General features: G+C 35.5%; 12 protein-coding genes. 6 read left to right on the forward strand and 6 right to left on the reverse strand.

The window, feature by feature from the left end; all coding sequences use genetic code 11:
- Nucleotides 1–384: 384 nt before the first annotated feature.
- Nucleotides 385–948 carry a peptidylprolyl isomerase gene (locus HX124_RS15360; RefSeq protein WP_286383855.1) on the reverse strand — a complete coding sequence of 188 codons (564 nt, stop codon included), beginning with the start codon at nucleotides 946–948 and terminating at the stop codon, nucleotides 385–387.
- A gap of 219 nt (nucleotides 949–1167) precedes the next feature.
- On the reverse strand, nucleotides 1168–2235 hold the full coding sequence (locus tag HX124_RS15365) for an alpha/beta hydrolase (protein ID WP_286383856.1): 1068 nt from the start codon (nucleotides 2233–2235) through the stop codon (nucleotides 1168–1170).
- A 202-nt stretch (nucleotides 2236–2437) separates the two neighbouring features.
- Here HX124_RS15365 and HX124_RS15370 point away from each other — a divergent pair, with 202 nt between their 5' ends.
- Nucleotides 2438–2896, forward strand: a complete 459-nt coding sequence (locus tag HX124_RS15370; protein WP_286378499.1) for a hypothetical protein — start codon at nucleotides 2438–2440, stop codon at nucleotides 2894–2896.
- Nucleotides 2897–3029: 133 nt separating this feature from the next.
- Here the strand turns inward: HX124_RS15370 and HX124_RS15375 are convergent, their stop codons facing one another.
- Nucleotides 3030–3296, reverse strand: a complete 267-nt coding sequence (locus HX124_RS15375; protein ID WP_107009834.1) for a molybdenum ABC transporter substrate-binding protein — start codon at nucleotides 3294–3296, stop codon at nucleotides 3030–3032.
- Nucleotides 3297–4030: 734 nt separating this feature from the next.
- Here HX124_RS15375 and grpE point away from each other — a divergent pair.
- From grpE to HX124_RS15400, 5 genes are all read left to right on the forward strand, one after another.
- Entirely contained in the window at nucleotides 4031–4567 is a 537-nt protein-coding gene (gene grpE, locus HX124_RS15380) for a nucleotide exchange factor GrpE (RefSeq protein ID WP_107009835.1), read from the forward strand.
- A 119-nt stretch (nucleotides 4568–4686) separates the two neighbouring features.
- A complete protein-coding gene (dnaK, locus tag HX124_RS15385) occupies nucleotides 4687–6630 on the forward strand; it encodes a molecular chaperone DnaK (protein ID WP_286383858.1) in 1944 nt (647 codons plus the stop codon).
- A 408-nt stretch (nucleotides 6631–7038) separates the two neighbouring features.
- Complete coding sequence (locus HX124_RS15390; RefSeq protein ID WP_286383859.1) at nucleotides 7039–7452, forward strand: hypothetical protein; 414 nt, start codon at nucleotides 7039–7041, stop codon at nucleotides 7450–7452.
- A 97-nt stretch (nucleotides 7453–7549) separates the two neighbouring features.
- The gene (locus tag HX124_RS15395; protein WP_286383860.1) at nucleotides 7550–8464 is read left to right on the forward strand and encodes a matrixin family metalloprotease; all 915 of its coding nucleotides are present in this window, start codon (nucleotides 7550–7552) and stop codon (nucleotides 8462–8464) included.
- Between the two features lie 82 nt (nucleotides 8465–8546).
- Nucleotides 8547–8957: a hypothetical protein gene (locus HX124_RS15400; protein ID WP_107009839.1), complete on the forward strand. Its 411-nt coding sequence runs from the start codon at nucleotides 8547–8549 to the stop codon at nucleotides 8955–8957.
- An 81-nt stretch (nucleotides 8958–9038) separates the two neighbouring features.
- Here HX124_RS15400 and HX124_RS15405 read toward each other — a convergent pair whose 3' ends face one another.
- The 3 genes from HX124_RS15405 to purE all read right to left on the reverse strand — a co-directional run bounded on the left by HX124_RS15405 (nucleotide 9039) and on the right by purE (nucleotide 12457).
- Entirely contained in the window at nucleotides 9039–10334 is a 1296-nt protein-coding gene (locus tag HX124_RS15405) for a lytic murein transglycosylase (RefSeq protein ID WP_286383861.1), read from the reverse strand.
- A gap of 473 nt (nucleotides 10335–10807) precedes the next feature.
- A complete protein-coding gene (locus HX124_RS15410) occupies nucleotides 10808–11929 on the reverse strand; it encodes a 5-(carboxyamino)imidazole ribonucleotide synthase (RefSeq protein WP_286383862.1) in 1122 nt (373 codons plus the stop codon).
- 15 nt (nucleotides 11930–11944) lie between these two features.
- Nucleotides 11945–12457 (reverse strand): 5-(carboxyamino)imidazole ribonucleotide mutase, encoded by a 513-nt coding sequence (gene purE, locus HX124_RS15415; protein ID WP_107009842.1) that lies wholly within the window; start codon nucleotides 12455–12457, stop codon nucleotides 11945–11947.
- Nucleotides 12458–12571: the final 114 nt, after the last annotated feature.

The following is a 12571-nucleotide window of genomic DNA, read 5'->3' on the forward strand; positions in this document are numbered from 1 at the left end:
TTTTCTGACAAATATTTCTCAAATAAACTTCGAGTAATTTCTACCATCAATCAATGAAAATAATTTCGATCAATCAATCAGTAAAAATCCACACAAGTTGTTCTTCATAATCTCTTAATGATTAACTTAACACTTCGTCAGTGCTAAATAAACGCAAAAAACATTCAACAACCTAACCCTGTAAGCTAAGTTTGTTTGCTGTATCGCGTCGGGATGAGCACAGTATAGGGGTTTTTAAAAAGCTTGCAAGCACTTTTAAGCATCTGTTTTATCGAGTGTTGTTTTTTTACGCACCAAAGTGGAGCATTTTTTAACAATTTTAAGTGTAAACCTATAATTATAAAGCAAAAATATGAATAAAATATTTCTGCTTTATTTTTTCAATTATTTATTTGGAGCAACTTTATAACTTATGTTGATAATTTTAATAGACTGTTTAGGAACATTTTGATGCATGCCGTAATTTTCTGTTGGCACATTCACAATTTTATCAACTACATCCATTCCTTTTGTTACTTTGCCAAAAACCGCATATCCAGAGTTACCAGCTGACTTATTAAGAAAGTCATTATTTGCAACATTAATAAAGAATTGACTTGTCGCTGAGTCAGGGTGATTAGTTCTTGCCATTGCAAGTGTGCCACGATCATTCTTCAAACCATTTACTGATTCATTTTTAATTGCAGCCTGAGTTGACTTTTCAATCATTTTTTCATTCATTCCACCGCCTTGAATCATAAAGCCCGGAATGACACGATGAAAAATAGTGCCATTATAAAAATTACTTTTCACATAGTTTTTAAAGTTTGTAACTGATAATGGTGCTTTATCATCATAGAGTTCGATTTCTATTGTTCCAAAGTTTGTTTTTATTTGCATATCTGTATTTGCATAAGTTTGTTGAGCAAGTAGTAATACGCCTAAACTAAGTCCAATTTCCTTAATCATTGCATTGATCCTGAATCATTGATAAAAAAATATTTTAGTGTGCTTTTATAGAATGAAAATGAGTATTCAGCAAAACATCTATTTTTTATTTTTAAAAAAATTTTTACTCACAGTAAAACTTAGGCATAAGCTTTGAGTTGAATATTTTTAGGTCTGCTCATCATTTTTAGCACAAGTCTTCGTTTGCTATAAAAGATGACTTGTGCCCAGATTTCAATTTTATTGTTTATCCCAAAACTTACGGAACTCTTTGCTCATTTCGATCAAGTTCTTTTTGGCTTTTCGAGAGACAGGTGTCAAATTAATAAAGCCATGCGTCTGGTCTTCATACTCATGATAATTCACTTTAACGCCTGCTTGACGTAATTTGTAAGCGTATATTTTCCCTTCGTCATGTAAAATATCATGACCTGCTGTAATTAAAAATGTAGGTGCTATTTTTTTCAACTGACCATAAGTCGGTGAAATTATTGCGTCATCTAAATGAATATTAAATTTTGTCACATAATAGTCTGTCACATAATCTACGTCTAAACCCGTTAAAACTAAACCATCTTTATATGCAAAAAATGAAGGATGTCGACTTTTAAAATCCACTACAGGATAAATTAAAAATTGAGCTTGAGGTGCATAAGATGTATTTACAGTTCTTTGTGCAATCACTGTGCTTATATTTCCTCCAGCACTATCTCCTGCAACTGCAATTCTATTTTTTAAAATTTTAAATTGGCGACGATTTTGATAAACCCAAGCTAAAGCATCTTCACAAGACTGAATAAGTTCACGTGGTCCAGCTTCGGGTGCAAGGGGATATTCAACACTTAATACTTGTGCTTTTGCATAAGTTGCAATGAGTCGACAAACTTCATCATGGGTATCAACACTTCCAACAACAAAACCACCACCATGATAAAACACAATCATAGGTAATTTTTTACTTGGTGCAGGATGGTAATGACGCGCATAAATACTGCCACTTTGTAATGGTAAACGAATATCCTCAACAGATTGTACATAGGTTGGTTTGTTGATGATGGACTGCATTTGTACTTCGAATTGTTTACGCGAATATTCTACATTTGCACCAATAAAACCCATTTTTCCCTGTTTGAATTGGGCAGCCATCATGCATTTAGTAAAGCTGTCTAATTGTGGATACTGATAAGGATAGCCTAATAGTTTGACCAGTGATTCTTGTGCAAATTTAGGTAAACGATCCAAAGAACGAGCTGCAGGACCTTGTGCCTTTTCTATTAATTCTTGGATGTTTTTGTTAAAAGCGACCATAGTTCGTCCTTCTGCTTACTTGATTCTTCATATTTTCTACACGATCAGGCTTTAGCTGACTATATTCGTATAGAAGTCTAGCAATCTATATACAAATATAAAACTTAGATACGCTAATCTGACCTGATAGGACTTGTCATTAGCTTTTTAGCTTTAAATCTAACTTTTTTATGCTATTCATTATTCCATTAAGGAGGTCATTATGGCGATTAAAGCAATTATTATGTCTTTAGCTACCGCTTTATTGGCTGTGGGTTGTGTTGCTTTTCCTGAAGATGGCTCATATCGCCAAGGCGGCTATCAATATGGCGCTTATGATCGTGATCGTGGCTATGATCATAACTCAGATCGTAATCGCTGGGAACGAGAACGTGCTTATCGTTTACAACAAGCCCGACTCGAGCAAGAGCGTCAACGCCGTTATGACTGGGAACGCAGAGAAAGACAAGAGCGTTCTGAACGAGTACGTCGACAAAGAGCAGATTATCGTATTCAACAGCTTCCTCAACATACATGGGACCATCGTCAGCAACAAAAACCTGTGATTCCAAATCGTGCCGAAAATAATAAGAAAGATCAGCAGTGGGATCGTCGTGAACAACGTCGGGACAATGATCGTAAACGAGATCGTCGTGGGCAAAACAACCAAGACAGAGACTAATTTTCATTACAAAATGAGTTCTCCGTTTTTAAACATCAAAAGTAAAATTTAAATCATCTCAATTTTTCGTTGTATATAAAAACAGACAGGAATGGCATTCAATTTCCCTGTCTATTTTTGTATTTAAACCTTGTTATTGTGCTGCTGGTTGTTCAACAACATCTGTTTCAGGATTCACTTGTACAGGCTCTGCTTGTTGCAGTGTTGGATCGGATTGTACAGCGACACCTGTTTGTGAAGAATGATCTAGGGTTGAAGCTTGTGCAGAGTTTTCTTCAACTTGAGAACTTTGCTGAGTTGCAGCCGTCTCTGGTGTGCTCGTAGATTCAGTGGATGTACATCCAACAGCAGCGAAAGATACACCAGTTAATAATAGTGAAATTAAACCTAACTTTTTCATTAAAAAATACTTCCTTTTTAAACATTATAAACTTCACAAAGCGACGTCTTCTTTGTGTTGCCTATCATTCCTGATATTTTTCTGTACTGCGTGTGCTCTTGGTTAGACTTTTAAGCCAATCAGGTAACCACGTGTTGCGGTTTTATTAATAACTCAAACACAGCAAAAACCTGACACAAATTTAAATCAAATATTTGATTTAATTTATAAATTTAAATTTTATCTCAATTTAAAATGATAGTTTTTTCATTTTTGAGTTATATATTGCAATATAAAACAAGTTTAGTTTTACATTGTAAGTTGTCATTTTAGACAAAAAAAGCTTATCCAAGGAGTTTGGATAAGCTACGAAAAGGAATTTTAACAATTAAAAAGAAACTACAGCATGATAATTTGATCAAAAATCATACATAACTATTCACTCAATTAAAAATACATATTTCCTATAAGATGATACATTTTGACGATTAATCTATTTCTATAACTTTCATGTACATTTTATAGCGATAAAACAATCATCAACACATAAAACCTCACCAACACAAGAAAAATAGTGTATTTAGCTAGAAGGAAATAGAAATATTATCTATAGAGGACTTGAATTTTATTGGCTTGCCCATACCTTTTAACTATTCATGAATTAAACAATCATGGCAGTTCAGTATTAACGCAGTTAGCGCTGACGCCAAAAAGGACTGTACATGTTTAAGAACCCATTTAAACGGAGTAAATCAATGGCGACTGAGCAAAACCAAGACGCTCAAGATCTTCAACAAGAGCAAGCAGAACAGCAAACTCAAGCTGAAAATGAGCAAGCTGAAGTTGCGGTTGAAGATTTACAAGCACAAATCACAAATTTAGAAGAAAGTTTAAAGCTCGAAAAAGCACGTACTGCCAACGCAGTTTATGAAGCTCAAAAAAGCGTAGAACGTATTCAACGTGAATCTGAAAAGCATAAAGAGACTGTGCTAGAAAAATTTGCCAAAGAGTTATTAGAGTCTGTTGATAACCTTGAACGTGCAATTCAAGCTGCTGGTGAAGAAAATGCAATTGTTGAAGGGGTAAAACTTACCCTGAAATCATTGCTCACTACACTTGAGAAGTTTGGTGTTGTCGAAGCTGATACAGCAAACGGCTTTAATGCAGATTTCCATCAAGCTGTAGGTATTGATCCAAATGCCAAAGCCAATGAAATTGGTGTAGTGCTGCAAAAAGGTTATACCTTAAATGGTCGTTTGCTCCGCCCTGCAATGGTTATGGTCGGTCAATAAATCTAAAAAATTCGAGAGTTTTTTAAATTTTTTCTAAAAATGAACTTGAAAATTTTTGAATGGCTCTCATATCGGATAACAAGCGAAAACATTGTAAAAAAATTTAGAGGAACACATTAATGGCTAAAATTATCGGTATTGACTTAGGTACTACAAACTCATGTGTTGCTGTACTTGAAGGCGATAAAGTTAAAGTAATTGAAAATGCTGAAGGCACACGTACAACACCTTCAATCGTTGCTTATAAAGATGGCGAAACTTTAGTAGGTCAATCTGCTAAACGTCAAGCAGTGACCAATCCTAAAAATACATTATATGCAATCAAACGTTTAATCGGTCGTAAATACCAAGATCAAGCAGTACAAAAAGACATCGGTCTTGTACCATACAAAATTGTTAAAGCAGACAATGGCGATGCTTGGGTTGAAGTAAACGACAAGAAACTTGCACCACAACAAGTTTCAGCTGAAATCTTGAAAAAGATGAAAAAAACTGCTGAAGACTATCTTGGTGAAACAGTAACAGAAGCTGTGATTACAGTTCCTGCGTACTTCAACGATGCACAACGTCAAGCAACGAAAGATGCAGGTAAAATTGCAGGCTTAGAAGTTAAACGTATCATCAACGAACCAACTGCTGCGGCACTTGCGTTTGGTATGGACAAAAAAGAAGGCGACCGTAAAGTTGCTGTATATGACCTTGGTGGTGGTACTTTTGACGTATCTATCATTGAAATTGCTGACTTGGATGGCGACCAACAAATCGAAGTATTGTCTACAAATGGTGATACATTCCTTGGTGGTGAAGACTTTGATAATGCATTGATCGACTATCTTGTTGAAGAGTTCAAAAAAGAACAAAACTTCAACTTGAAACAAGATCCACTTGCACTTCAACGTTTAAAAGAAGCTGCTGAAAAAGCAAAAATTGAGCTTTCTTCATCGAACTCAACTGAAATTAACCTTCCATACATCACAGCTGATGCAACAGGTCCTAAACACTTAGTGATCAATGTTACACGTGCAAAACTTGAAGGTTTGGTTGCTGACTTGGTTGCTCGTACCATTGAGCCTTGTAAAATTGCGCTTAAAGATGCTGGTCTTTCAACAAGCGACATCTCTGACGTGATCTTGGTTGGTGGTCAGTCTCGTATGCCACTTGTTCAACAACAAGTACAAGACTTCTTTGGTAAAGAGCCACGTAAAGACGTAAACCCTGATGAAGCTGTAGCAATTGGTGCTGCGATTCAAGGTGCTGTATTGTCTGGTGATAAAACTGACGTACTTTTACTTGACGTTACACCATTGACGCTTGGTATTGAAACAATGGGCGGCGTGTTAACTGCAATCATTGAGAAAAACACCACGATTCCTGCGAAGAAATCTCAAGTGTTCTCAACTGCTGCGGACAACCAGCCTGCTGTAGACATTTCAGTGTTCCAAGGTGAACGTAAAATGGCTCAACAAAACAAATTGTTGGGTAACTTCCAATTAGGCGATATTCCACCTGCGCCACGTGGTGTACCACAAATTGAAGTATCGTTTGACATCAACGCTGATGGTATCTTGAAAGTATCTGCAAAAGACAAGAGCACTGGTAAAGAACAGTCGATTCAGATTAAAGCAAACTCTGGTTTGAGCGATGCTGAAATTGAAGCGATGATCAAAGATGCTGAAGCGAATGCTGAAGAAGATCGTAAGTTCGAAGAGCTTGCAAAAGCACGTAACGAAGCTGATGCTTTAGTTTCATCTTCACAAAAAGCAGTGAAAGATTTGGGTGACCAAGTGACTGCTGATGAAAAATCTGCGATTGAAACTGCTGTTTCTGAGCTAGAAGCTGTTGCAAAAGAAAACGATCTTGATGATATCAAAGCAAAAACTGAAGCGCTTCAAAACATCATTATGCCGATTACACAACGTGCGTATGAAGCTGCTCAAGGTCAAGGCGGAGCTCAAGGTTTCGATCCTAACCAATTCGGTGGTGATGCTGGTCAACAACAGCAGAAAGCAGACGATGGCGTTGTAGATGCTGAGTTCACTGAAGTTAAAGATGACAAAAAATAATTTGTCGCTTTAGCACAAAAGCCGTTCAAATCATTGAACGGCTTTTTTATTGGATTTATACTCAAAAAAATATTAAAAGAAATTTAAAAAAATGAACAATAAATTAAAATACGACATGTATATAAACGGTTTATTTAAAGTTATTTTGATAATTTTACTCATTCAATTACTTTTTTTCTTTGAAATAACATCGCATTTCATTCAACCTTATTTTTCAATTCATGAAGATTTAATCTTCATTTTATTTAATCTACTATGGTTATTTCTGGCAATTGATTATAAATAAAAGCACAAATAATTTTGCATTTATTATCATAAAAATGATTTAAAGCAATAAATGATTCAGTAGTTTTTTTATGCTGTGATTTATTCTATATTGATCAAGATCATAAAATGAGAATGACAAGAATGCAAAAACTACCAGTTATCACTGTACCTATATTTTACAGCCTCATTGCTGCACAGTTTATTTTACCGATTATTGCAGTTTTGATTGATGTACTCAATCCACAACCTGAACTGGCATTACTGGATAAAATTCTCATCATTGAGCCTCAAAACTTAGAATTTTTTATTATCTGTGCTGCATTTATTTTAGTTTGTATTATTACATTTGGCTTATTTTTGCGTAAGCATTGGGCTAGAAAAGCCTATTTATATACTTTTTTTCCTGCTTTTTTGTTGTATTTTTTACCTTCTATGCATTGGATTTACATGAGCAGTTTTGCTGCTATTTTTAATGATTTAGCTTTTGTTTGTTCAGGAATTTTACTTACTATATTAGCGACACCAATATTATATGAGCCATTATTTAAAGAATAATGACTCATTTTGACTCATCATATATTTTTCTGGTAGGGCTTGTGAATTTTTAAATTTCAGCTAAATTATTTATATTCCAACTCTTATATATAAAAAAATGCGCTTTTGGTTAATTATTTTCATTATTCTTTTTACCAGTTATTTTGCAATACAACGTCATTTACATCCTCAACTGAATCATAATTCTATAATTGACCGAATTTCACACCCCTTAGACCATCGTTTGCGTTATCGAATTGGTGAAATTGACCCACGCTTTAACATCAGTCATGAACAAGTCAAACTTTTAGCACAACAAGCGACTGAAATTTGGCATTTAGGTACAATGAAAAACTTATTTATTTATGATCCTAATGCAAAATTAGCGATTCATTTGATTTATGATGAGCGACAAGTAGAATCTTCCGCTCGCAATCAAGCACTGAATATTTTAGAAAATACCCAACAAGATCAAAATATTAAAAGAGAAAAAATTGAAAAGATACGTGCAGAATTAGACAAATCTAATCGTGAGATAGACATATATAAAGTAAATTATGAAACTAAAATGAGTCAATATAACCAATTTGTCAGTCGTATTCATCAATCCAATCAAGGCGTAACGCCATCTATACACGCACAGCTAGAACAACTCAAAAATCAATTACAAGCTGATCGATTGAATCTAAACCAAAAACTTGCTTTACATAATCAAAAAGTAAATCAACTTAACCAACAAGTAGATGCATTAAACTCAAATACTCAACAATTCAATCAATCTGTAGATCAATTTAATGCACGTTTTCAACCACGCCAATTTGATAAAGGCACATTTAGTGGTCAGAGTATTAATATTTATGAATTTCAATCTGATGCTGATTTAAGAGTCACTCTTGCTCATGAGTTTGGACATGCTTTAGGATTGCGACATAACTCCGATCCCAAAGCTTTAATGTATCCTGTGATGAAAGAGCAAGATTTACAAAATTTCCGTTTAACTTCTTCAGATTTAGCGATGTTAAATTCAAGATAAAAAGATTTTTTTATAAAATATTATGCTAATTTTAAATCCATATTTTTAATCAGTATTAATTTTATTTTTTAAAAATCATGCTATGGTAATCATTAGATATTTAAAGGAGATACCTGTGAGCTATTATCATATTATTCTAGAAGTAAATGATCATATCAGCACGATTGAACAGACTCGTGATATCGAAATTTTTGATATTACTGAACTTCAACCGTATCTCCATTCTATTTTATTACCCTATTTTAACGAGCAACTTATTGAACTTGAAGATGAAAATATCGAGTTCAATGACATTCTACACTTAGAAATTAAACAGACTTTGCTTCCAATTGAACATCTTATTGAAGAAGAACAAAAACAACTGCCAAGTGATACTGATGTCACGATTAGCGCTTATGAAATTTTCAATGATCGTGATCATACCCAAGATGTCACTGCTGTTATTTTAGATTTATTAGAGGCGGTTAAATTGGATTCTTCACCGATTGAGTAATGATGATTTATCGATATGATTTATTTATAAAAAGGTCTGTTTATACAGACCTTTTTTGATGTTAAAAATATGAATTATGAATTATTGCATCATACCTTTTGCTGCTTCATTTCTAAATGCTTTTAAAATTTGCTGTCCTGCTCGCCCAGTCGGATTTAGTCCTAATTTGCTTTGTTCCTGTTGAATCGCTTGGCGCGTTTTATCACCAATCAACCCATCAGCATCACCAATTGCATAACCTTTTTTCAACAAAAAGTTTTGGATTTCACGACGTTCCGCACGAGATGTTCCTGCATCATTCGTTGGCCATGCTGTTTGGAAAGTTCCCTTACCTTGTAAACGATCTGACAAGTGTGCAATCGCTAAAGCATAACTTTCAGCCGCGTTATAACTATAAATCGCATCAAAGTTTTTAAACACTAAAAATGCTGGACCATTTTCACCTGCTGGCATCATCAACCCTGCTTGTGAACTTCCTGAAAGATTGCCTTGAATAATTGGCGTACCATCCACTCGAGTAAAACCACGATTTACCCATGAATTGAGGGATTTTTTATTGCGACGACTTTCACCACCCACCGAAGCACCATCTGGAATTTTGACTTCAAATCCCCAAGGCATACCTGTTTGCCAACCACGCTTTTTAAGAAAATTTGCAGTCGAAGCCAAAGCATCTGATGTGCTGGAAACGAGATCACGACGACCATCGCCATCAAAATCTACAGCCAATTCCTCATAAGTTGACGGCATAAATTGAGTATGACCAAATGCACCCGCCCATGATCCTTTGAGTTGATCTTCACGTAAATCACCACGTTGTAAAATTCTCATCGTTGCAAAAAATTCGCCTCGGAAATAACTTTGACGACGACCTTCGCAACTTAAAGTACCTAAAGCTTGCAATAATGGATATTTACCTGAAATATTACCAAAATTACTTTCTACTCCCCAAACAGCAACCACTGTTTCTGCGGGTACACCATAAGCTGCTGCAACACGATTTAATACATCACGATGCTGTGCCAACATTTGGCGCCCTTGTTGCACACGCTCATCATCGACCAAACCAGATAAATAATCCCAAATTGGTGTTGAAAACTCAGGTTGATAATCTAATTTACTCAGAACAGAATAATCAGGTGTTAAGTTTTGAGTATAACGGTCATAAGTTGAACCACTCACACCTGATGCTGTTGCACTTGAGCGCAAATTTGCCAAACAACCTTGAAAATCACGTTGTGGTGTAAATGTTGAATTAGAAATTGTAGGTGTTGTTGAACTGACTGAAGATACAGGCTGACCATTAATCACAAGATCAGCATGTACATGCGTCATTGCTAATAAAGCAGTACCACATAAAAAATAAAAGCCACGCATACTATTCACAATATCATTGTCATTAAAATTATGTGTATAACATAACATTCTGTGGATAAATTTGTAGAAACAAAACGTAAATTTTAAATTCATTTTTCAATCAATTTAACTTTGCACAGAAAATTTAAATTTAAAAATTTTATCCACAAAATGCATTTGAATTTAAATCACTTTAAATTCAAATAAAAGAAATCGTTAAAATTTACAATAAAATATTAAATCACTGTTTTTATTGTATTTTTAAATTTTATATTTTAAAAAATGTATGGAAAAATTTAAATTCATAATACTTTTAAATTCATTTTTCTCGGTTTAAATTTAAAACTATTTTTTAAATTTAAACTTGTAGATATTTCCAAAGACCAATCTTATCCACAAGGAAGTCTAAAAATAAAAGGGTGCATCATACAGAAATGAAAAAAATAAAAAAGCGGTCAATTTGATGACCGCTTTTTTAATATCCAATTTTGGACTTAAATATTTATATCTTCACTTAATGCCAGTGGATTTGGCAAAATCTTCGCCAATTGACGGCATAAAGTCGTCAATTCAGCAGCATCTTTAGGCATTAAGGTAATATGACCAATCTTACGACCTTCACGTTCAGTTTTATTATAAAGGTGTAAATGTGCACCATTTAATGCCAAAACATCTTCAGATTTTGGATGCTGACCAATGATATTGACCATAACGGTAGGACGCACAACCTCAGTAGAACCTAAAGGTAAACCTGCCACTGCACGCACATGATTTTCAAACTGAGAACAGTCCGCACCTTCTATCGACCAATGCCCAGAGTTATGCACACGTGGTGCCATCTCATTGGCATATAAGCCTTTTTCAGTCACAAACAACTCAAGTGTGAGTACACCAACATAATTAAGATGATTTAATAAACGAGTGATGTAGTCTTGTGCCACAGGTTGTAAATCTGCGCTGTTCGGTGCAGGTACAATCGAGTGTGACAAAATACCATTGTGATGATGATTTTCAGCCAAAGCCCAGGTTCTCACATCACCATTTTGACCTCGTACAGCAATGATCGAAACTTCACGTGAGAAAGTCACAAAACTTTCTGCAATAAGCTCACCCGCAGGACCTAACTCTGCCCAAGCCTGATCAATTTGATCTGCTGAACGCAAAACAAACTGCCCCTTTCCATCATAACCACCACGAGAGGTTTTGAGGACAATGGGTAAACCCAGTTCAGCTACTGCTGATTGCAAACTTTCCAATGAAGTCACCGCTTTATACGGCGCAACTGGAATATTCAATTCATCAAACAACGCTTTTTCTGACAAACGATGTTGTGCGATCGCTAAGGCTTGACGTGGTGGATGTAAATCTTTTTGCTTGGTCAATACATCAACATCAATCAATGGTGTATTTTCAAACTCAAGACTAAATACATCTGCACTGGCAATAAAGTCTTGTAAACCATTTTCAGCTTTAGTCGAAAAAACTTGACCCAATGCCGCAGAAGGGCAATCAGTACTTGCTTCAAAGAAGGTACATTGAATATTGAGGGGTAATGCAGCTTGCGCCATCATACGCCCCAATTGACCACCACCAAAAATACCGATGGTTTTATCCATAATCTTTGTCCCGTTTTACGCTTGACCTGGAATATTTTTGCTTGCAACTTTATCGGTTTGCGTTGCACGGAAATCTGCAACATTTTTTGCAATTTCAGGGCGTGTTAAACCTAAAATTTGTGCTGCCATAATCGCTGCATTGGTGGCTCCCGCAGGACCAATCGCCAATGTACCCACAGCAATTCCCGCAGGCATTTGTACAATTGAAAGTAATGAATCTACACCATTTAAGATAGAAGATTTTACAGGTACGCCCAATACAGGAAGATCAGTTTTTGCTGCACACATGCCAGGTAAATGCGCCGCACCACCTGCACCTGCAATAATCACTTGAATACCGCGTTCACGAGCGGTTTCAGCATATTCAAACAAGCGATCTGGGGTACGATGAGCAGAAACAACTTCGGCTTCAAAAGGGACACCAAGCTGTTTGAGCATATTGGCAGTGTTTTCGAGAGTTGCCCAGTCTGATTGAGAACCCATGATAATTCCAACTAGAGGAGCGTCTTGTACAGCGGCCGCATTCATTGCAAATATTCCGTGACGAATGTAAGGAAGGATAAATCTTGGCGAATACCAAGCTTTAAATGAATTAGAAGCTCGCTATTATAGACTGATTTTTCAGCTCAATAAAATTTAAGC

The organism is Acinetobacter sp. 226-1 (assembly GCF_030329325.1).
Classification (GTDB): domain Bacteria; phylum Pseudomonadota; class Gammaproteobacteria; order Pseudomonadales; family Moraxellaceae; genus Acinetobacter; species Acinetobacter sichuanensis.